The sequence below is a fragment of the Cellvibrio sp. 25HG11W-0 genome (assembly GCF_057815475.1).
Genome location: NZ_CM174230.1, coordinates 1,422,548 through 1,443,927, shown reverse-complemented (window position 1 = coordinate 1,443,927; position 21,380 = coordinate 1,422,548). Strand labels below are relative to the sequence as shown.

17 protein-coding genes are annotated in these 21,380 nt (G+C 51.2%); 15 read left to right on the top strand and 2 right to left on the bottom strand.

Annotation, left to right across the window (positions count from 1 at the left end):
* Positions 1-135: 135 nt before the first annotated feature.
* From AC0KUT_RS05990 to purD, 11 genes are all read left to right on the top strand, one after another.
* Positions 136-2,004, top strand: coding sequence for a protein-disulfide reductase DsbD family protein (locus AC0KUT_RS05990; RefSeq protein WP_488834316.1), 1,869 nt, complete (start codon positions 136-138; stop codon positions 2,002-2,004).
* Positions 2,005-2,324: 320 nt separating this feature from the next.
* Positions 2,325-2,762 carry a type II 3-dehydroquinate dehydratase gene (aroQ, locus tag AC0KUT_RS05985; RefSeq protein WP_488834314.1) on the top strand — a complete coding sequence of 146 codons (438 nt, stop codon included), beginning with the start codon at positions 2,325-2,327 and terminating at the stop codon, positions 2,760-2,762.
* A 41-nt stretch (positions 2,763-2,803) separates the two neighbouring features.
* Positions 2,804-3,259 carry an acetyl-CoA carboxylase biotin carboxyl carrier protein gene (gene accB, locus AC0KUT_RS05980; RefSeq protein WP_488834313.1) on the top strand — a complete coding sequence of 152 codons (456 nt, stop codon included), beginning with the start codon at positions 2,804-2,806 and terminating at the stop codon, positions 3,257-3,259.
* A gap of 26 nt (positions 3,260-3,285) precedes the next feature.
* Positions 3,286-4,629, top strand: coding sequence for an acetyl-CoA carboxylase biotin carboxylase subunit (gene accC / locus AC0KUT_RS05975; RefSeq protein WP_488834311.1), 1,344 nt, complete (start codon positions 3,286-3,288; stop codon positions 4,627-4,629).
* Between the two features lie 177 nt (positions 4,630-4,806).
* A complete protein-coding gene (locus tag AC0KUT_RS05970; protein ID WP_488834310.1) occupies positions 4,807-5,259 on the top strand; it encodes a GNAT family N-acetyltransferase in 453 nt (150 codons plus the stop codon).
* Positions 5,260-5,295: 36 nt separating this feature from the next.
* Positions 5,296-6,177, top strand: coding sequence for a 50S ribosomal protein L11 methyltransferase (gene prmA / locus AC0KUT_RS05965; RefSeq protein WP_488834308.1), 882 nt, complete (start codon positions 5,296-5,298; stop codon positions 6,175-6,177).
* A 139-nt stretch (positions 6,178-6,316) separates the two neighbouring features.
* Positions 6,317-7,978, top strand: coding sequence for a zinc-ribbon and DUF3426 domain-containing protein (locus AC0KUT_RS05960; RefSeq protein ID WP_488834306.1), 1,662 nt, complete (start codon positions 6,317-6,319; stop codon positions 7,976-7,978).
* A gap of 391 nt (positions 7,979-8,369) precedes the next feature.
* Positions 8,370-9,359 (top strand): tRNA dihydrouridine synthase DusB, encoded by a 990-nt coding sequence (gene dusB / locus AC0KUT_RS05955; RefSeq protein ID WP_488834304.1) that lies wholly within the window; start codon positions 8,370-8,372, stop codon positions 9,357-9,359.
* Positions 9,356-9,658: a DNA-binding transcriptional regulator Fis gene (gene fis / locus AC0KUT_RS05950; RefSeq protein WP_488834302.1), complete on the top strand. Its 303-nt coding sequence runs from the start codon at positions 9,356-9,358 to the stop codon at positions 9,656-9,658. Before dusB ends, fis begins: the two co-directional genes overlap by 4 nt.
* Before the next feature lie 274 nt (positions 9,659-9,932).
* Positions 9,933-11,513, top strand: a complete 1,581-nt coding sequence (gene purH, locus AC0KUT_RS05945) for a bifunctional phosphoribosylaminoimidazolecarboxamide formyltransferase/IMP cyclohydrolase (protein ID WP_488834300.1) — start codon at positions 9,933-9,935, stop codon at positions 11,511-11,513.
* Positions 11,514-11,717: 204 nt separating this feature from the next.
* Positions 11,718-13,007 (top strand): phosphoribosylamine--glycine ligase, encoded by a 1,290-nt coding sequence (gene purD / locus AC0KUT_RS05940; protein WP_488835652.1) that lies wholly within the window; start codon positions 11,718-11,720, stop codon positions 13,005-13,007.
* Between the two features lie 118 nt (positions 13,008-13,125).
* On the opposite strand, the gene AC0KUT_RS05935 is transcribed toward purD, so the two are convergent.
* The gene (locus tag AC0KUT_RS05935; protein ID WP_488834297.1) at positions 13,126-13,740 is read right to left on the bottom strand and encodes a YigZ family protein; all 615 of its coding nucleotides are present in this window, start codon (positions 13,738-13,740) and stop codon (positions 13,126-13,128) included.
* Positions 13,741-14,049: 309 nt separating this feature from the next.
* On the opposite strand from AC0KUT_RS05935, the gene AC0KUT_RS05930 reads away from it, so the two are divergent.
* Together AC0KUT_RS05930 and AC0KUT_RS05925 are read left to right on the top strand one after the other, a co-directional pair.
* Complete coding sequence (locus AC0KUT_RS05930; RefSeq protein ID WP_488834295.1) at positions 14,050-17,343, top strand: DEAD/DEAH box helicase; 3,294 nt, start codon at positions 14,050-14,052, stop codon at positions 17,341-17,343.
* A gap of 170 nt (positions 17,344-17,513) precedes the next feature.
* Complete coding sequence (locus AC0KUT_RS05925) at positions 17,514-18,074, top strand: hypothetical protein (protein WP_488834293.1); 561 nt, start codon at positions 17,514-17,516, stop codon at positions 18,072-18,074.
* A 126-nt stretch (positions 18,075-18,200) separates the two neighbouring features.
* On the opposite strand, the gene AC0KUT_RS05920 is transcribed toward AC0KUT_RS05925, so the two are convergent.
* The gene (locus tag AC0KUT_RS05920; protein WP_488834290.1) at positions 18,201-19,319 is read right to left on the bottom strand and encodes a site-2 protease family protein; all 1,119 of its coding nucleotides are present in this window, start codon (positions 19,317-19,319) and stop codon (positions 18,201-18,203) included.
* Between the two features lie 201 nt (positions 19,320-19,520).
* Here AC0KUT_RS05920 and AC0KUT_RS05915 point away from each other — a divergent pair, with 201 nt between their 5' ends.
* The gene (locus AC0KUT_RS05915; protein WP_488834288.1) at positions 19,521-20,363 is read left to right on the top strand and encodes a CvfB family protein; all 843 of its coding nucleotides are present in this window, start codon (positions 19,521-19,523) and stop codon (positions 20,361-20,363) included.
* A gap of 2 nt (positions 20,364-20,365) precedes the next feature.
* Positions 20,366-21,358, top strand: a complete 993-nt coding sequence (locus tag AC0KUT_RS05910) for a Gfo/Idh/MocA family protein (protein ID WP_488834287.1) — start codon at positions 20,366-20,368, stop codon at positions 21,356-21,358.
* Positions 21,359-21,380: the final 22 nt, after the last annotated feature.

Sequence of the window (21,380 nt, the reverse complement as noted above, 5' to 3'; positions counted from 1 at the left end):
TGTCCTTTTACGGCTCGCTATACTACTGCAAGCCTGAGCGCCAACCAATCGAGCTCAACCATTTTTTTGCGCGCGCTAGCGCCGCAGCAACCTAGCAACCTAGCAACCTAGCAACTTAAAGAGATCTGCGACCTAATGAGACGTTTATCGAATCACTTTTCAATGTCAACCCTGAAGCGCGCGCCTCGCGCAGGGCTTTTTAGCATTCTGCTAGGAATTTTCGCCTGCCTAGCCAGTGCAACTCATGCCGATGATTTTTTAAGCCCCGCCAACAATAGCAGTGGCAACCTCAGCCTCAGCGCGCCCCTAACCGGCAATATCAACAGCACCAATAGCCTGCTGGCACCAACCGATGAGTTCCTGCCGGTAGAGCAAGCCTATCAATTGGACTATCGCCTTGAGCAGCAAACACTACTGCTGCATTGGAAAATTGCAGAGGGCTATTACCTGTACGAAGAACGTTTTAAGTTTTCGCTCGCAGATGGCACCAAGCTCAGCCCTCGCTATACCCAAGGCAAGATGAAGTACGACGAATTATTCGAACGTGAAACCATGCTGCACCACCATGATGTCACCGTGACCCTTGCGCTCCCGGCAGCAGCGGAACCCCTAGTAGTAAAAATTGAATCACAAGGTTGCGCAGAAAAAGGGCTGTGCTATCCACCCCAAAAACTACAACTTGAGGTGAACACCCAAACGCAAGCAATTACTCCTTATATTGCAAGCCAGTCAAACATCCCCAGCAAAAATTCAGACGAACTCGATACCAGCATTCCATCAACTGCAACAGCGCCAGCAGATTCTATGTGGCTGCTACAAGCCATGCTTTTTGCCATGCTCGGCGGCGCGATTCTGAATTTAATGCCCTGCGTATTCCCAGTGCTGTCTATTAAAATCATGAGCCTTGCCGCCGCTGATCGCAGTCGCCTCGTGGTACACGGCTGGGTCTACACCTTGGGCATAGTCGTATGTTTTGTCGGCTTTGCGCTCGCGTTGATGATTGCACGCAAAGGCGGCGAGGCCATCGGCTGGGGCTTTCAGTTGCAATCACCCAGCTTAATCGCCGCCCTTGCGTATCTGTTTTTTGTGATGGGACTAAGCATGTCAGGGCTTATTAATTTCGGTAGCAGCCTTATGGGCGCGGGCCAAGGGCTTACCCAAAAATCGGGATTGAGCGGTTCATTTTTCACTGGCGTTCTCGCTGCCGTGGTCGCCAGCCCCTGCACCGCTCCCTTCATGGGCGCGGCATTGGGCTTTGCCTTAACGCAGCCGCCATTGGTTTCAATTGCTGTCTTCGCTGCACTTGGCTTTGGTATGGCGCTGCCCCTTTTGCTGCTGTGTTATCTGCCCGCGCTGGCCGAGCGCCTCCCCAAACCCGGAGTTTGGATGGACAACCTCAAGCACTTTTTGGCCTTTCCGCTTTACCTCAGCGCCATTTGGCTGTTGTGGGTATTTGGGCGCCAGACCGATGTAAGCACCATGGCTGCACTTTGCGCGGGCGCGCTAGCCATCGCTTTTGGCTGCTGGCTACTTGGGCGCCAAGCCTCTGGTTTTACCCAAGTGTTGCGCCGCCTCACCATAGCCGCAGCTTGGATCACCGCTATTGCGCTCCCCTGGCAACAACTTCACTCCGCACCCAGCGCCGAAACCCAAGAGCGCTGGCAGGCTTATAGCCCGGAACTGGTGCAAGAAATGCGCGACCAGGGCCGCCCCGTACTGGTCAATTTAACTGCTGACTGGTGCCTAACCTGTCTCGCCAATGAACGTATCACCTTACACACTGACGAAGTTGAAGCCGCCTTTGACACTCACGATGTCGCCACTATTAAGGGCGATTGGACTAATACTGATCCAAAAATAACCGCATTACTCCATGAATATGGCCGCAGTGGCGTCCCGCTCTACCTTTGGTTCCCTGCTGGGCGTCAAGGTAAGGGCGATGTTTTACCGCAACTTTTAACCAAAGATATGATCACTAGAAAAATTAATGGCATTGAACCTTAGTTTTTGGCGGAATTAGAAGAAATTAGCAACAATTAGTCCCAATAACCACTAAGTTCCCGCATCGTGCCGCTAACAAGAGGCTAAGATGCGGGGATAATCCTTTAAAAGTTAAACTTCAAACGACCTGCTTACAATTTCTGCAACTAACTTCTGCAATCATGCAGCGAATTTCACCTATCTAAACAAAATATCGTGCCTATCGTGGACATGGCGCACATTTTCCGGCAAACTCCTTGGCAGTTTTTAGCCAAGGCGGGCCGAAACTTCGATGAAGGCAGGATGTCCGATAAAAAGCCCCTTTCTTTGCAGGATCACCGTTAATGGCAACTATTTTGGTACTTCATGGCCCCAATCTAAATTTGCTAGGCCTACGCGAACCAGAAATCTATGGCGCCACCACTCTCGATGATATCAACCGCCATTTATCCAAAATGGCAACCGATGCAGGACACCACCTGCAAAGCCTGCAAAGCAACGCCGAATACGAATTGATTGACCGCATTCACGATGCGCGCAAAGAAGGCGTCGATTTTATTTTGATTAACCCTGCCGCATTTACCCATACCAGCGTGGCATTGCGCGATGCGCTATTGGGCGTTGCCATTCCCTTTATCGAAGTTCACCTATCCAACGTGCATAAACGCGAGGCCTTTCGCCAACACTCCTATTTTTCTGATGTCGCCCAAGGCGTTATTTGCGGCTTTGGCGCCAACAGTTACGAACTGGCCTTACAAGCCGCACTCAAACTTATTAAGTAACCAACTACAACCACAACAAACCTTGTTGCAGAGAGGAACCCATGGATATTCGCAAGATTAAAAAGCTGATTGAACTGCTGGAAGAGTCCAATATCGGCGAATTAGAAATCAAAGAAGGTGAAGAATCCGTACGTATTGCCCGCAATAGCGGCCAAATTCAATACATGAATGCACCTATGCCGCAATACGCTGCAGCGCCAGCACCTGTTGCTGCTCCCGCCGCGGCACCTGCGGCCGCAGCACCCGTAGCTGCTGGGCCTAGCGGTCACATAGTGCGCTCACCCATGGTCGGTACTTTCTACCGCTCACCAAGCCCAGGCTCACCTGCGTTTGTTGAAGTAGGCAAACACGTTAAAGTCGGCGATGTCATTTGCATCATCGAAGCAATGAAAATGATGAACCAAATTGAAGCCGATAAAGCTGGCGTCATTGAAGCCATTCTTCTTGAAGAAGGTCAGCCCGTTGAGTTCGACCAGCCTCTGGTAACTATCGTTTAATCACTGCGCGACAGAGGAACTGGTTTATGTTCGATAAAATTCTGATCGCCAACCGCGGCGAAATTGCTTTGCGCGTATTGCGTGCCTGTAAAGAGATGGGCATCAAGACCGTGGCAGTGCACTCCCAGGTTGACCGCGATTTAAAGCACGTGCGCCTCGCTGATGAATCAGTGTGCATTGGTCCCAATTCATCAGCCAAAAGCTATTTAAATGTGCCGGCAATTATCGCCGCCATGGAAATAACCGACTCAGTAGCCGTTCACCCAGGCTATGGCTTTTTGGCCGAAAACGCTGACTTTGCCGAGCGCGTTCAGCAAAGCGGCTTCACCTTTATTGGCCCAGACCCACATGTAATTCGCATGATGGGCGATAAAGTTGAAGCGATTAAAGCCATGAAAAAAGCGGGCGTACCTACAGTGCCCGGCTCCGATGGCCCCCTGCCATCTGACGACCCTGAAACCTGCTTGGCGTTTGGCCGTAAAATTGGCTACCCCGTTATTATTAAAGCAGCCGCTGGCGGCGGCGGTCGCGGTATGCGCGTCGTGCACACTGAAGCCGCGCTCATGAACTCCATCTTAGTAACCCAAGGTGAAGCGAAGGCAGCGTTTGGCGACGATACCGTTTATATGGAAAAGTTTTTGCAAAATCCACGTCACGTGGAAGTGCAAATTCTCTCCGACGGCCAAGGCCACGCCATTCACTTAGGTGATCGCGATTGCTCATTGCAACGTCGCCACCAAAAAGTATTGGAAGAAGCACCCGCACCAGGTATTCCGCAAGAAGTACGCGAAGCAACCTATGCGTCCTGTGTAAAAGCCTGTATTGATATTGGCTACCGCGGCGCGGGCACGTTTGAATTTCTTTACGAAGATGAACGCTTCTACTTTATTGAGATGAATACCCGTATTCAGGTGGAGCATCCGGTATCAGAAATGGTAACGGGTATTGATTTGATCAAAGAGCAAATCCGCGTTTGCGCGGGCTTACCGCTCTCTATCAAACAGTCCGATGTGATTATTCGCGGCCACTCCTTTGAATGCCGCATCAACGCTGAAGATCCAAAAACCTTTATGCCCTGCCCCGGTTTGGTAAAAGGTTTTCACGCTCCCGGCGGTTTGGGTGTGCGCGTTGATTCACACCTTTACAACGGCTACACGGTGCCGCCCAACTACGACTCCATGATTGCGAAAATCATCACCTTTGGTGATACGCGCGAAATCGCCTTGGACCGTATGCGCAACGCACTGGATGAAACCATTGTCGACGGCATTCGCACCAACATTCCGCTGCAGCAAATGCTGGTGCGCGATAGCGAATTCCGCAAAGGCTGTGTGAACATTCATTATCTCGAGAAAAAACTGGCGCAATAAGCCCAGTGCACCCCAAGGCCCCAGTGTTGCTCGCAGCACTGGGGCCTTGTTATTTTCAATGGCACAGTGCGCATGTGTGTTTTTGCAAGAAAGATATTGCGACCATAAATTTATTGCGGCGACACCAGGCGCTATCAACAACTCGATCATTCAACATATTTAAAAGGACGCTTTTCTATGAGCAGCATCAACGTCAGACTCGCAACACCTACCGACGCCCCGCGCATAGCGCCACTGTTTGATGCCTATCGTCAATTTTACGAGCAAGCACCCGATTTAGTGAGTGCGCAGGAGTTTATCGCCGCACGCCTGAACAAGCAGGAGTCGATTATTTTTATTGCGGAAAATGAGCCGGGGGAAGCAGTAGGATTTTGCCAATGCTACCCGAGCTTTTGCTCCGTTGCAGCAGCACCTATTTATGTACTTTACGATTTATTTGTCAGCCCTGCTGTACGCCAATCAGGCGCAGGCAAACAACTGCTGCAAGCGGCTGAAGCCCATGCGAAAGCCCATGGCATTGCGCGCCTAGACTTAACCACCGCCAAGGACAACCTCAAGGCGCAATCGCTCTACACCCAGCAAGGCTGGCAGCGCGATGATGTTTATTACGCTTACAACAAAGCGGTTTAACTCCCAACGGTCACTCTTACATTAAAGGTAATTCCCATGCCCTGGCTGCAACTCAAAATCATCACCCCGCGCCGCTATGTTGAATCGCTCGAAGATTCACTGCTCGCCTGTGGCGCCGCCTCGGTCACCTTGGAAGACAACGCCGACCAGCCAATTCTTGAACCCGGCCTAGGCGAAACCCCACTCTGGGATAACGTAAAAGTTACCGGCCTATTCGATGCCGAAATTAATACCGCCAACACCATCGCTATTGCTGAGCGTCGCTTTGGCAACCCACTTCCTGAGCACCGCTGGGAGCAACTCGAAGACAAAGACTGGGAGCGCGAGTGGATGAGTAACTACCATGCCATTCGCTGCGGCGAACGCCTGTGGATTTGCCCAAGCTGGCAACAACCGCCCGAGCCCGATAAGGTTAACCTTATGCTCGACCCCGGTCTCGCTTTCGGTACTGGCACCCACCCCACCACATTTTTATGCATGCAGTGGATTGATCAACAAGATTTTAACGGGCTAACCGTCGTCGACTACGGCTGCGGTTCGGGCATTTTAGGGATTGCCACCCTCCTGCTGGGCGCCAAGCAAGTGCTAGGCGTTGATATTGACCCTCAAGCACTGCTGGCCACCACTGAAAACGCCAAGCGCAATCAATTACCGGGCGATGCCATGCCTGTGTATTTACCGCCCGATTGCCCCAGCACCCAAGTCGATATTATGCTCGCCAATATTCTCGCAGGGCCGCTCGCCGAACTAGCGCCAGCACTCAATGACATGATAAAAATTGGCGGGAAACTGTGCTTATCGGGCATATTATCCCTCCAAGCACAGTCCGTTATGGCAGCCTATCAACCTTGGTTTGACTTTGATCCCATCGCAGAGCAAGAAGAATGGGTGCGTTTAACTGCCACAAAAGTGCGTTAGTTGGCAATGTAGAGGTGCAAATCCACCTTACGGGGGCGCATGAATTTACCTGCGCCCTCCGTAAAGCTACACTGAACCTCTGAGCCAGAGCTTTAGCTTTAACGTTTTTAACGCCACCGAGTCAGAACGAGACAACCCCATGAGTAATGCCAGCAGCACCTTGGTGACCCGTTGCCCCAAATGCACCACAGCATTTCGCATCACCAGCACCCTTTTAGATTCGGCCAAGGGAGCGGTTCGCTGCGGATCGTGCCTGCATATTTTCCGCGCTCAAGATTACCTAGTCACTCCGACTGACAAGCCGGATGCAACACCGCCTGCTGCTGCACGCACTACGGCCACCCCCAAAAAACCCGATACGACCCAATCAATTGCACCCAAAGCCGCGCAACCTGCCGCAACATCCAAACAAAGCCCCGCGCAACCAAGCCCGACGCAACCAACCAAAACTGCGACTGCTAAAGCTACAACTGTCACCAAAGCAGTAACTGCTGACGCTAAAGCCGCCATTGACAAACCCGCAGCGAGCAAGCCTGAGGCGCTCAGTATGCGTCCGGCGCCCACCTCCAGCTTTAGTGCACCCACACCACAAAAAACTGCGGCCAAACCTGCACCCGTAGCGGCCAACAAACCCACCACCAAAACCTTCAGCAAGTCATCACTCGACCAAATCGATGACCTCTTGATAAGCGATGAGATGGATGAGCCTAAAGCACAAAAAAACGCCTACGAATTCGACGGTTTTATGGAGATAGACACCAAGCCTCAGCTTGATGTATCACTGTTCGAACACAGCCGCAGCAACAAACGCGAAGAGGAGCTTAAATCCAATACCGATGAGTCTTGGGCTGAAATGCTGCTCGACGAAGAAGACGAAAAGGAGATGCCCAACTACTCCACCGCCAGACAAAATGCCGCGAACACAGCTGAAACTGCCGAGAGCCTTGCACAAGAAGAAACCAACGCCGCTATCGCACACCATCAGGCTATGCTCGACCAAGCCGAGGCCGACAGCGATAGCACGCCGCCAGCAAGAAGCCAACCGGGCCTCATGTTTAGCATCGTGGGCGACAACAGCCCTTCTGGCGACACAGACCTCAGCGATGAGATGTCATCCTTACCTAGCACAACCGCTATTGGTGGCCAGCGCAACGCCGCCGAGCCAAGTTTCGACGCAAACCTGTTTGAATCACCCAGCGAGAGCGAAAAAATCACTCCAAGCCCCGCAAAGGCAGAGCCTAAAATTCGCGCCTATGACAACTCGCGCTCCGCGCTCTTGATGAACATAATTCCAGCACCGGTTGAATTCACCAGCAAGCGTATGCGTAGCTGGTCGCAGAAAAAGCTTTGGCCCACCCTCAGCTTTATCGCGCTTATTGCCCTAGTCATTCAAGTTAGCTGGTTTAAGTTTGACTATTTAAGCCGCCTAGAGCCTTATCGCACGGCCTATACCTATATTTGCCCTTATCTAGGCTGCAAGGTGCCGACCTTAGTCGATACCAATCAAATCAAAGCCTACCAAGTAACGGTTCGCCCACTGCAAGATGTTGAGGAAGCACTCTTAGTCGACCTCATGATTCTCAATGGTGCCCCTTTCGATCAACCCTACCCCGATCTGGTGCTGGCGTTTATGGATATGGATGAAAAGCCAGTCGCTTCTCGACGCTTCACCCCTAAAGAATATCTCGGAGGCGAGCTGGCGGGCAGTAAACTCATGCCCCACAACCAACCCATCCATCTAACATTGGACCTAGCTGACCCCGGCCCCAACGCCATTAATTACAAGGTCTATATCCCTTAATCTTCAGCTGACATCTGCAGAAGCTGACATCCAGTCAGTTTCTGCCTTCGGGGGGACGTATCTAGCCACCTAAACCGAGCCGCGATCATCGTAATACCTACTCAAAAACCAGGATTCACCTAAGTAGGAAGACTTAGGCGTCAGCCACCAAATCCACCATCTTTCAGCAGCTGCCTTATTAATTGGCTAATTGCAAGCCAAAATGACTAAAAAACCTCGCCTTTATCGCTCAAAAAAACAGCTATTTTTACGTTTTTTGCGTTCCATACAAGCGCCTAAACGGGTATCATGGCGACCCTTTTAAGCAGGTACACAAACTTGATTCAGCGCCCGCACCATCGTCGAGGAATCAAGCACAATCGGTTTAACCGCAAGCGCGACCTCCAATCACGTGTTTAATATCGGCCCCTATAGCATCGACAGCCAGGTGATACTCGCACCCATGGCAGGCGTGACTGACCGTCCTTTTCGGCAGCTGTGTCGTACGCTGGGTGCTGGCCTCGTGATTTCTGAAATGCTAACCAGCAATTCAGACTTGTGGAATAGCCGAAAAAGTAGCTTGCGGATGGATCACACTGGGGAAGATGAACCCATAGCTGTGCAAATTGCCGGTGGTGACCCAGAGATGATGGCCGAAGCAGCGCGCTTAAACGCGGCCAATGGCGCCCAGATTATTGATATCAATATGGGCTGCCCCGCAAAAAAGGTATGCAAAAAAGCAGCGGGCTCGGCGCTACTGAAAGACGAACAACTGGTTGCTGCCATTTTACAGGCAGTCGTCGCAGCGGTGGACATACCCGTAACCCTGAAGTTTCGCACCGGTTGGAGTGCAGAAGAGCGCAATGCACTACGCATAGCGCGCATCGCCGAAGACAGCGGCATTCAGGCATTAGCATTACACGGTCGCACCCGTGCCGACGCCTTCACTGGCGCCGCCGAGTACGACACCATTGCCAGCGTAGTACAAGCGGTGAAGATTCCCGTATTTAGCAATGGCGATATTGATTCGCCGCACAAAGCTAAGGCAGTTTTAGACCATACCGGCGCCGCCGCTGTGATGATTGGCCGCGCCGCCCAAGGTCGCCCTTGGCTGTTTAGAGAAATAGACCACTACCTACGCAGTGGCGAAGAATTACCAGAACCATCTCTGACGGAAATCAGAGATATTTTATGCACCCATCTGCGCGATCTATATCGTTTTTACGGTGATCACATGGGCCCGCGTATCGCACGCAAGCACGTAAGTTGGTATTTGCGCACGGTGCCCGGAAGCGAAGCCTTTCGCACCCGTTTTAACGCCATAGATGATGCAGAAGAACAACAAACCAGCATTCAAAATTTCTTTGAACAGCTGCTTACGAAAGAGGAAAAAGCCGCATGAACACCGCAACTTTCTTTGCTGACTCAACCCCAGCATTGGCTGCCAATACCGCAGCAGCACAACCAGTACAAGCTCAATCGCTGCGCGGCTGCGTAGAGCAAGCAATGGAAAACTACTTTAAGCATCTCGATGGCCAAGACGTTAGCGATGTCTACGAAATGGTTATGGCGGAAGTTGAAGCGCCTATGCTTGAAATCGTTTTGAAATACACCCGTCACAACCAAACTCGCGCGGCACAGGTTTTAGGTTTGAACCGCGGCACCCTGCGCAAAAAATTAAAGCAATACGGCTTGCTGTAAGCACTACAGCGCCGCATGGCAACGAAAAAGGGGTGGCAACTTGTTTCCACCCCTTTTGCTTTTTTAGCAATCTAGCGATCTTTACACGAAAGAATATCGGCATTTACTCTACCGCAGCGAAAGCAGCAGTAGAAATAGGCAATAACAGACAGTAAAGCGGAGTTTATGAAAATAACTGCGTACTTTTACTGCCAGCTCTTAACGCCCTAATGCCCAGCCCCTCTTTCTTGTAAAGCGCCCATTTACATTCAAACATTATTTACGGGAACTGCGTATGTCTAACACGTCCGATCTTGTTGCGGTAAAACGCGCGCTCATTAGCGTCTCTGATAAAACGGGTATTGTAGAATTTGCCCAAGCACTGCATGCCCAAGGCGTTGAAATTTTATCAACCGGTGGCACCTTTAAATTGCTCACCGACAACAAGATCCCTGCGATTGAAGTCTCTGACTACACCGGCTTCCCCGAGATGATGGATGGTCGTGTTAAAACCCTGCACCCTAAGGTGCACGGTGGCATTCTCGCCCGTCGCGGAATCGACGAAGCGATTATGCGCGAACACAACATCAATCCTATCGATATGGTGGTGGTTAACCTTTATCCCTTCGAAAAAACTGTCGCCAATAAAGATTGCTCACTCGAAGATGCGGTAGAAAATATCGACATCGGCGGCCCAACTATGGTGCGCGCAGCAGCGAAAAACCACGCCTCAGTTAATATCGTAGTAAACGCGTCTGACTACCCCCTAATCCTCGCCGAGATGAGCGCAAACAAAGGCGCAACCTCACTCAAAACCCGTTTCAATTTGGCTATTAAAGCCTACGAACACACCGCCGCTTACGACGGTGCCATCGCCAACTATTTTGGCCGTTTGGTGGAAGGCGGCAGCGCTGACTTTGCGCGCACCTTCAACACCCAATTTATCAAAGCACAAGAAATGCGCTACGGTGAAAACCCGCACCAAAAAGCCGCTTTCTATGTGGAAAAAAATCCACCGCAAGCCTGCATCGCCACCGCTACCCAATTGCAAGGCAAAGAGCTGTCTTACAACAACGTAGCTGACACTGATGCGGCCTTAGAAACCGTAAAAAACTTCAGTGAGCCCGCCTGCGTTATCGTCAAGCACGCCAACCCCTGCGGTGTTGCGGTTGCGGCAAATATTAAAGACGCCTACGACCTCGCCTACGCCACCGATACTGAATCGGCCTTCGGCGGCATTATTGCCTTTAACCGCGAGTTAGACGCCGCTACCGCTGCAGCGATTGTTGAGCGTCAATTTGTGGAAGTGATTATCGCCCCCAGCGTTTCTGCTGAAGCGATTGAAGTGGTTAAGGCCAAACAAAATGTGCGCCTGCTTACCTGCGGTGAATTTGGTTCAGAAAAAATTAACGGTTTGGATTACAAGCGCGTCACTGGCGGCTTATTAGTGCAGGATCGCGATGCGGGCATGATCGCCGCCAGCGATTTAAAAATCGTCACCAAACGCGCGCCAACCGAAGACGAAATCCGCGATTTATTATTCGCTTGGAAAGTCGCCAAGTTTGTAAAATCCAACGCCATTATCTACGCCAAAAACAGCCAAACCGTCGGCGTGGGCGCAGGCCAAATGAGCCGCGTAAATTCAGCGCGTATCGCCGCGATAAAAGCTGAGCATGCTGGTTTACAAGTAGCGGGTTCGGTCATGGCATCCGATGCCTTCTTCCCCTTCCGCGACGGTATCGACAACGCCGCCAAGGTGGGTATTGCCGCCGTCATTCAACCGGGTGGCTCTATGCGCGATGCAGAAGTGATCGCCGCCGCCGATGAACACGGCATGGCGATGGTCTTTACCGGTATGCGTCACTTCCGTCATTGATCATTACGTTTATTTATTTGCACTAACGTAGGTTGGCGGTGAGGAACGAACCCCAACATTCACCCGCGCAAAACGCACTTTGTTTTGCAAACACAACAAACCCAACATCATAGTTATTGTGGTGTTGGTATTCGCGGACACATGGTCATGTTGGGGGCCGTTCCTCGCCCTAACCTACGTAACAAAACAGAAGATATGAATATGATGAATGTATTAATTATCGGCAGCGGCGGCCGCGAACACGCCCTCGCGTGGAAAGCAGCGCAGAGCGCCCAAGTGGAAACAGTCTTTGTTGCGCCGGGGAATGCAGGCACAGCGCTAGAACCCAACATCGAAAATGTCGCACTGGATATTTTGGACTTCGCCGGTCTCGCTGACTTTGCTGAAAAAAATAATGTCGGCATCACCATTGTTGGCCCAGAAGTACCTTTAGTAGCAGGCGTGGTGGACTTTTTTAATACGCGCAAACTGCCTTGCTTCGGCCCCTCAAAAGGCGCGGCGCAATTGGAAGGTTCCAAAGCCTTTACCAAAGATTTTCTCGCGCGCCACAATATACCCAGCGCCGATTACCAAAACTTTACTGAAGTAGAACCCGCGCTCGCCTATTTGAAAAAAATGGGCGCCCCCATTGTGGTTAAGGCCGATGGTCTCGCTGCAGGCAAAGGCGTAATAGTTGCCGAAACCCTGCAGCAAGCAGAAGACGCCGTGCGCGATATGCTCTCGGGCAATGCCTTTGGCGAGGCCGGTTGCCGCGTAGTCATCGAAGAATTTTTAACCGGTGAAGAAGCCAGCTTTATTGTGATGGTGGATGGCGACAATATTTTGCCCATGGCCACCAGCCAAGATCACAAGCGCGCATTTGATGGCGATAAAGGCCCCAACACTGGCGGCATGGGTGCTTACTCGCCCGCGCCCGTGGTCACCCAAGCCGTGCACGACCGTGTGATGCGCGAAGTGATTCGCCCCACCGTCGATGGCATGAAAGCCGAAGGTAATACCTATGTCGGCTTTTTGTATGCAGGCCTCATGATTGACGACACCGGCGCCGCCAAAGTGATCGAATACAACTGCCGCTTTGGCGACCCAGAAACCCAACCGATCATGCTGCGCTTGCAGTCAGATTTGGTGGAACTCTGTCTCGCCGCACTTAAAGGCGATTTGGATAAAGTCAGTGCCGAATGGGACTCACGCGCCGCCATTGGCGTGGTGCTAGCCGCAGGCGGCTATCCCGACGCCTACAACAAAGGCGATGTGATCTCTGGCTTACCGACCACCGAAGTGGCGGGCGAAAAAGTGTTCCATGCAGGCACTAGCAGCAAAGACGGCAACACCGTCACCAACGGCGGCCGTGTACTCTGCGCTACAGCGCTGGGCAATACCGTTTTGGAAGCGCAGCAACGCGCCTACAAAGTAGCGTCCAACATAAGCTGGAAAGATCATATTTACCGCACCGATATTGGCTACCGCGCTATAGCGCGCGAGCAGGCAAAATAATTCGTCGCAAGCGATAGCTCTTCTGCCTCGCTTAAATGAAAAAGCCCGCATGGTTTTCACACTATGCGGGCTTTTTAATGGGACTCTTTAATGAGGTTTTTAACATCGAAAAACCCACTTAATCCGTATTGATCCGCACCTGTGCAGCGCCTGCGGTTTCATTGGTGATGGTGGTTATAAATTCATCCGCCTGCGCCGCCGCGAGGCTAATAATCAGTAGAACCTCAGCGCTGTATTCTACGGCCTCAAGCAGCCCGTGATATTGATCGACCCAATGGCGAACTTTCGCCTCCCGCGCAAAATCCACCCGCACCTGCAACTGCACCTTGGGCGTAACCGCCAGCAGCTCTGCAGCATTCACCGCCGTGGATACCGCCGCCGAATAGGCGCGCACCAAACCGCCCGCGCCTAACTTAACCCCGCCAAAATAACGCACCACCACCGCAAGGCAATTACCTACATCGCGCTCGGTAAGCACATGCAGCATTGGTTTGCCCGCCGTGCCCGAAGGCTCACCGTCATCGCTAAAGGCTTGCGTTAAAGGCTGGCGACTATTGCCAATCACATAAGCCCAGCACACATGATTGGCGCTGGGATACTGCTGGCGATACTGTTCCACCAGCGCCATAGCCTCTTCGCGCTGGGTAACCGGGTGGAGAAACGTGAGAAAATCGCTGTTCTTGGCATCGGTGACAGATTCAACCTCGGCAGCGAGAATGGTGTAGCTGGACATACAGTTCCTAGGTTAAAAAGGGGGTTACACAAGAAGCACAATAACTCCTGTGCAGCGCAACAACACATACTACACACCACCGCCTTTGTGGTGGTAAGTGCCCGTTTTTAACATGTATTTGAGGTGCGAGTGACGCGCTCTTGCCCGAACTACCTGTTATTGAGCCTCAATCTTACACCAACCTTCTGCCTGAACTCCTCCGACTGCAGGAAAGCATCTCCTTACTCGATTAAAACAGAGGGCAGTTCACTTTGGGTTTAAGCCCTACCTTGTTATTATTGCAGCGTTTTTTACTCACCAGAGCCGCCCATGGATCACCCATCACCACTTCTATCCGCCAAATCAATTAGACGCCACTTTGCTCGGCAAATTTTTGCACGGGGCAAGCGATTATTTACTACCTATAGTGTGTTAAGCATCACCCATGAACACGCAAAAAATGGGTTCTTTACTTATTACGGCGAGGTAATGGGCGATAGTGGCGTGTCTTACAGCTGCAGTATTTATGGCAAAGCTGACGATATTCTCGATAGCGAATGCGATTGTCCTTATGGTGCAAACTGTAAACACAGCTGCGCGCTTGCTTTTGCTGCGCTCGACTACATGGAAAGCGCCGACCCAGAGGATGAGATCAACCATTGGCTCGGACAGGTTCAGCAAACCGTAATATCCCAAGACCCCCGCGCCCAGTATGGAGACTGGTCTATTTTTTATCTGCTCAACCAATCTGAAACTGAAGCGCTCTACCTCACCCCCATATTGCGCTATCGCAAAAAAAATGGGGACTGGGGGCGCCTGCAAGAGCTTCCTCTGCATTTAGCACTGCAGCGCAAAGACTTAATGCGTGATGACATAACATTACTCAATCTGCTAAAAGGGTTAAAAACATCCTATAGCTATGAGCAGGGGATGCACAGCTGTCGTTACACACTAGAGGGCGCAGCTGGACACCTCGTTCTGAGCGCGGCCCTCGCCAGCGAGCGACTGGTCGATAACCGCCACTTAGAACCCATAGTCCAGGCTGAGGCACAAGCGCTGCACTGGCAGTGGGAGCAATCCGCTGCAGGATTTTCGCTCCTACCTATTTTGGGCGACGAGATGCCACCCTCACCTGAAGTAGCTTCAACAAAAACAACAAAATCAACAAAATCGACCGCCAAGCTTAAGACCAAGAGCGCACCAACTTGGCATCTAGTTCCCACAGATCCCCCTATGTATTGCCAGCATTCACACATTGGCATGCTGCGCACCACACTGACGCTGGACCTTCTGCAGCTACTGCTGGCGATGCCCTCTATTCCCGCGGAACGCTACAAGGATATTAGCCAGCAGCTCGCCTATTTAACCGGCGACAACAATCTGCCCTTACCCGCGAATGTGGAACCCTTAATCAGGATAGATAGCTTCACAGCTAAATTCAGTTTGATGGGCGTTTACAATCCGGTATCAGGTTATTTGCCTGCGCTGCGCCTCACCGCAATCTATGGTGACTGGGAGCAACCACTCATCAACGCCAGTGTACAAGCGAAACAAGAGTCGCCTAATCAAGACCAGGTGGTTGAGCACCAAGGACAGCAATTTATTATTCAGCGGCGCCATGGCGAGGAATATGCCGTCGCTAAACAACTGCGCGCCCTAGAGCTGATTCCCTACGATTTTAAAGGCGACACAGGCGAGCTTTGGGTGCCCACCGAAATCAACCCACAGCGCTATTTACAGCTGTGGAATAAACAGCTCCACAAACTACAATCACTCGTTAACGAACACGGCTGGCTACTTGAAATTGACGACAGCTATCAATATCGAGAAAACACTCTCAATTTCGATGCCGAGGCCAGCAACTATAGCAATGGCTGGTTTGATTTTGATATGCGCATGGATATTGGTGGCCGCGCCCTCAATACCGCCGACCTCGTAACTCAGTGGCTAGCCGCAGGTGCCCCACCCACCCTGGCACTACAAAATGCCCAACAACAGTGGGACATGGTGGACATGACGCCACTGCAACCCATTTTATCGCTGCTGCTAGAACTCTATGGCGGAGGCAACAAACAGCCCGAGCAAATACGCATCCCCGCCTTTAGAGCCTTGGCGCTCGACGAGCTGGAGGATAGCCAGGTTAAACAGCCACTCTCGCTTAAAAAATTGCGTCAGGGTCTGCGCAATTTTAACGGCATAGCCGCCATCACTCCCGACAAAAAACTGAATGCGGCGCTGCGCGATTATCAGCAGCAGGGCCTTAGCTGGCTCATGTTTTTACACACCTACGGCTTTGGCGGCATACTCGCCGATGACATGGGCCTAGGCAAAACCCTGCAGACCCTCGCCTTTATTCAAAAGCTCAAAGCCACCCGCAAATTGACCCGCGGCGCGCTCATAGTCGCGCCCACCTCGCTGATTTGGAACTGGCTCGCGGAAGCCCAAAAATTCACCCCCAACTTGCGCTGCCTTATGCTTCACGGTAGCGACCGAAAAATGCGCTTTGAAGAGATCGCAGGCCACGACCTCATCATCACCTCCTACGGTTTAATCGTGCGCGACAGTGAAATCTATACGCAATACCATTTTGATGTCACTGTGCTGGATGAAGCGCAAAACATTAAAAACACCCAAGCCAAAACCACGCAGCACGTTAAACAACTAAACGCCGACATGCGTCTCTGCCTTAGCGGCACCCCCCTCGAAAATCATTTGAGCGAACTTTGGTCGCTGATGGACTTTGCCTTACCGGGGCTGCTCAGTAGTCACGAGCACTTTCGCAAACACTACCGCCACCCCATAGAGCAAGATGGCGATCACCGCGCACGCCAAGAACTGTCGGGGCGAATAGCGCCCTTTATGCTGCGCCGCACCAAATCCGAAGTCGTCCATGAACTGCCCGCTAAAACCGAAATTTTGCAAACCTTGGAGCTGGGTAAAGAGCAAAAATCCCTGTATGAAAGCATTCGCATCAGCATGGAAAAACGCGTGCGCACACTGATTCAAACCAAGGGGGTCGCGCGCAGTCGCATAGAGTTTTTAGATGCCTTGCTGAAGTTGCGGCAGGCCTGCATTGACCCGCGCTTAGTGAAATTAGAACAGGCCAAAAAAGTCACCAGCGGGGCTAAAATGCAGTGGCTCTGTGAAACCCTACCCGAGTTGATTGAAGAGGGGCGCAAAATTCTCATCTTCTCCCAATTCACCCAAATGCTCAATTTAATTGAAACCCAGTTGCACGAGTTAGGCATAGCCACCACCAAACTCACTGGGCGCACCCGCAAACGCCAAGAGGTCATAGAAGCGTTTCAAGAAGGCACTATCCCGGTTTTTTTAATTAGCCTAAAAGCCGGGGGCTCAGGCCTCAACCTTACTGCCGCCGACACTATTATTCACGTAGACCCTTGGTGGAATCCGGCCGTCGAAAACCAAGCGACCGACCGCGCCTATCGTATCGGCCAAGACAAGCCCGTATTCGTCTACAAGCTCGTAGTAGCAGGGACCTTGGAAGAAAAAATTCAATTGCTACAACAGCAAAAACAGGCCTTGGCCGACAGCCTTTTTGATGAAACCAGCAAAGCACCACTACCCTTAGCGGGCGATGATTTATTGGCCCTGTTTAGTTAATACAGGCCTAGTGATATTGACCAACCAAGTCACGGCAAGGGTTTAATTTTTCGAGTTGGGGGAACCCTGCCGGATTCGCTATTTTTTTACGCAGTTACACAGCTGCAACATTTTTAGGCCATAATGGCGCTCCATTACCTTTCTTGAACTTATGGTGACCATTGATTTTTATGTCTGTATCTTTGCCCCTAGGCTTTATTCGCCAGCTTCTTTTTGCAATGTTGATCCTTGTGCTCAGCGCCTGTAGTCATCACCAAATCGCCCGCGATGGCTGGCCGGAAGAAATCCCCTCCCACGCCTATTTTTTAAAGGTGTATAACGCCGATGTAGCTAATAAGGCAGTGCAAACTGAGGAGGAGTATTTCACCTGGATTATTCGTTTTTACAATGGCTGGGAACTGTATAGACGCGGCTGGACGCGGATGACGAACGAACTCATAGAACAAGTTGAAGACCCGAGCCAAGCCAAAGAAATCAAACACAAGGTCGATCGTATAGGCCGTTTGGTATCTGGCGAATGGGCGAAAAAAGTCAAAAGCCGCAGTATTTTTACCCGTCATGTCGCCATTTGGGGCAATGCACTCTTAGAGTCGCTGGATCGCGGTGAACCTCTACCGCTAATCAATCACATCAACAAAGATATTGATGACCTGCTCGCCCACAGGATTCACCCCGATTTGATCACCGCCGCGCGCTACTATGCGCCGGATGAAGATGATCCTTTCTTTTAAGCGATTTTTTAAACACGCAGCTAAAAAGCAAAAAACCTCAGGCATAACACCTGAGGTTTTTTTATTCGACCAAAGAAGCACTCGCGCATTTTCTTTCGTCTTCTTGCTAGAAGGTTGACAGCAACCTTAAGACTGCAGCACTTTGATAGCGATTTCGGAACCCGGTAAACCATCAGCCGCAATCAACAGGATCATCCCAATAAAGAGCGCCACTACCGCCAAATACCAACCCAAACAAAACCAAATACCATAGGTATTTAAGGGCGGCAAAGCCGCCAGCTTTGACTCGCGCCAACTGGCGACTATATCCAGCACGCCGAGTACGATAAAGAAGGTAATGAAGTACAACCCCAATTTTAACGCCACCACAAAGCAGAGCGCAGAAATCACCAAGAGCGCAATAAACGCCAGATAATTGCCCGCCGAAAACACCAGTGCCTTGACCACGCGGCCACCGTCGAGCGGGTGCACTGGAATTAAGTTGAACAAATTGATCAAGGCGCTCGTACTCGCCACCAGCCCTGCAAAATGACTACCTGTCACTTCATAGACGATGTAAAACACCAAGGTCATCAACAGCCCAAACACGGGGCCCATCAGCGAAATATAGACATCTTGCCACTGGCTGCGCGGCCTGTCGCCCACCGCTAGTCCACCCACAAAGGGAATTAAGTACATGCCCTTCGTCGGAATCCCAAACTTTTTCATGGCGCGCAGGTGGCCATATTCGTGAAACACCAAAACCCCAATCAAGGCCATCGCGAATTCAAAGGTGAACATAACGCTGTACACGCCCACCGAGGCGGCAACCAAGGCAACCTTCACCACCTTGACCGTTTTTAACAGCTTAAATGCTATAAGCCCTAGAGATACAAATGAGCCTTTAAACCCCTTAGGTGCCGCTGCTGTTGCCTCTGGTGCCAAGCTATTTCCTTGTGGCTGAGAATGCATATCCGCTAATGCTGCTAATTTTTCTGAGCTTAGGGCCACGACGGCACTGCCTTCCACTAGGCACTCATCGCCCTGCCACAACTCATAACTCACTTCTGCACTGGGCGCATTCAATACATAAATCAACTTCACTGCCCCCGTATTCGCAAGGTCAAAATAGTGCTCACTGGCGATACCAAAATTCTGTTTGTGGGATACCAACACACCATCCACCCATACCTGCTCATCGCCTTTCCAGGGCATGGCATCGACAAGAATCTGGTGGTGCATGTGTTCGAAGGAAAATAACTGCATAAACGAAAAATCTCTTACGTCAGGATGTGAAATAGCATTGGGGTTGTTTTTCTACTTATTTGCTAATTAATGTTTCAAATTGTTATTGCGCGGCTCTTACTGCCTTATTTAGCGCACTTTCGGGGTTTGGCTGGCCTAAAGCCGCTTCAAGCCATAAACTAGCAGCAGCTTTTCTTGCAACTCTACTAATTCGAGCACCCAATGTTACTTATAGGTCAAAAAAACTGTTTAAAAGTCGTCAAACACGTCGATTTCGGTCTCTTTCTCGATGGCGATAAATACGGCAATATTTTATTGCCTAAACGCTATGTCACCGCAGAAATGAAAGTCGGCATGGACTTGGATGTCTTCATCTACTTGGACTCGGACGATTGTATCATCGCCACCACCCTTGAACCCAAGGTGATGGTAGGTCAATGTGCATTTCTAGAAGTAAAAGAAGTGAACGCCGTAGGTGCGTTTCTCGATTGGGGCCTGCCCAAGGATTTGCTGGTGCCCTACAGCGAGCAACTCAAACCCATGGAAGCGGGCCGCTCTTATGTAGTCTGTGTCTATTTAGATAAGCACTCCAGCCGCATCACCGCCTCCTCGCGCTTAAGCCACCATTTGGAAGAGCGCGCCAGCGGCATGAGCCCCAACCAAGCGGTTGATGTGCTGATTAGCGGCCGCAGTGATATGGGTTTTAAAGCGGTAGTCAATCACACCCACCTCGGTTTGATTTTTCAAGATGAAGTATTCAAAACTCCCCTCGTCGGCGAAAAGCACGTTGGCTACATTAAAAATATTCGCCCCGATCGCAAACTCGATATCAGCCTGCACCCACGCAACAGCGATGTTAAAAATTCCCTGGCCGAGCGCATCCTCGCATTTCTCATCAGCAACGACGGCGAATCGCGCCTCACCGATAAAAGTGAGCCAGAGGAAATCTACAAGCAGTACAACGCGAGCAAAGGCAATTACAAAAATGCGCTTAGCTTGCTTTATAAACAGCGCAAGATTTTAATTTCGCCAGAAAAAATCACCCTCGTAAAAAGCGAAGAGTAGCGATGACTGCGACTCAAACAATTCGCTGGGGCATTATCGGCGTAGGCGAAGTCTGCGAAGTAAAAAGCGGTCCCGCATTTTACAAGCTCGAACATTCACAACTGCTCGCGGTAATGCGCCGCGATGGTGCCAAGGCGCAAGATTTTGCCGCGCGCCACGGTGTAGCGCACTGGTACGACAATGCCGATGCGCTACTCGCCAACCCAGATATAGACGCTATTTATATTGCGACACCACCCGCGCAACATAGAGACTATGCCCTCGCCGCGCTTAACGCAGGCAAGCATGTGTATATCGAAAAGCCCGTCACGCTTAACGCTGCCGAATGCGATGACATCATCGCCGCTGAAAAATTGGCGCGCACCAAAATCGTGATCGCGCACTACCGCCGCCATGTGCCCTGTTTTATGAAATTTGCCGAACTCTTGCACAGCGGCGCCATAGGCACACCGCTCATGGCACAGATAGATATGTTGCAACCCGCCGCGTCTGATATTATTCAAAACACAGAAAATAATTGGCGAGTAAACCCCGCACTCTCCGGCGGCGGCTTGTTTCACGACTTGGCACCGCACCAATTGGATTTAATCCTGCAATGGTTTGGCCCTGTCGTCAGCGCCAAAGGCATTAGCCTAAACCAACGCCAACACAACACCGCCGCCGACTGCACTCACGGCTGGGCGCAACTAGAATCCGGCGTGGTGTTACAAGGCCGCTGGCACTTTGCAATAAACCCCCTGCAAACCCGCGACCTTTGCGAGGTTATTGGTACTGAAGGCAAACTCACTATCAACTTTTTTGGCCAACAAAAAATTCGTTTAGAAAACAAAGATGGCGCACAAGAAATTGTAATCCCCAACCCTGAGCACATTCAGCAGCCGATGATTGAACAGGTGAATAACTATTTTCGTGGTTCAGGCGACAACCCTTGTAGCCTTACCGAAGCAAAAGCGGTAATGGCCTTGATAGATACCTTCAGCAACTCGCCAGTTTAAAATCATTTCACCCGCCACGGAT

Coding starts and splice junctions, on each gene's coding strand:
- AC0KUT_RS05990 (WP_488834316.1), top strand. CDS start 136: ATGAGACGTTTATCGAATCACTTTTCAATGTCAACCCTGAAGCGCGCG.
- aroQ (WP_488834314.1), top strand. CDS start 2,325: ATGGCAACTATTTTGGTACTTCATGGCCCCAATCTAAATTTGCTAGGC.
- accB (WP_488834313.1), top strand. CDS start 2,804: ATGGATATTCGCAAGATTAAAAAGCTGATTGAACTGCTGGAAGAGTCC.
- accC (WP_488834311.1), top strand. CDS start 3,286: ATGTTCGATAAAATTCTGATCGCCAACCGCGGCGAAATTGCTTTGCGC.
- AC0KUT_RS05970 (WP_488834310.1), top strand. CDS start 4,807: ATGAGCAGCATCAACGTCAGACTCGCAACACCTACCGACGCCCCGCGC.
- prmA (WP_488834308.1), top strand. CDS start 5,296: ATGCCCTGGCTGCAACTCAAAATCATCACCCCGCGCCGCTATGTTGAA.
- AC0KUT_RS05960 (WP_488834306.1), top strand. CDS start 6,317: ATGAGTAATGCCAGCAGCACCTTGGTGACCCGTTGCCCCAAATGCACC.
- fis (WP_488834302.1), top strand. CDS start 9,356: ATGAACACCGCAACTTTCTTTGCTGACTCAACCCCAGCATTGGCTGCC.
- purH (WP_488834300.1), top strand. CDS start 9,933: ATGTCTAACACGTCCGATCTTGTTGCGGTAAAACGCGCGCTCATTAGC.
- purD (WP_488835652.1), top strand. CDS start 11,718: ATGAATGTATTAATTATCGGCAGCGGCGGCCGCGAACACGCCCTCGCG.
- AC0KUT_RS05935 (WP_488834297.1), bottom strand. CDS start 13,740: ATGTCCAGCTACACCATTCTCGCTGCCGAGGTTGAATCTGTCACCGAT.
- AC0KUT_RS05930 (WP_488834295.1), top strand. CDS start 14,050: ATGGATCACCCATCACCACTTCTATCCGCCAAATCAATTAGACGCCAC.
- AC0KUT_RS05925 (WP_488834293.1), top strand. CDS start 17,514: ATGTCTGTATCTTTGCCCCTAGGCTTTATTCGCCAGCTTCTTTTTGCA.
- AC0KUT_RS05920 (WP_488834290.1), bottom strand. CDS start 19,319: ATGCAGTTATTTTCCTTCGAACACATGCACCACCAGATTCTTGTCGAT.
- AC0KUT_RS05915 (WP_488834288.1), top strand. CDS start 19,521: ATGTTACTTATAGGTCAAAAAAACTGTTTAAAAGTCGTCAAACACGTC.
- AC0KUT_RS05910 (WP_488834287.1), top strand. CDS start 20,366: ATGACTGCGACTCAAACAATTCGCTGGGGCATTATCGGCGTAGGCGAA.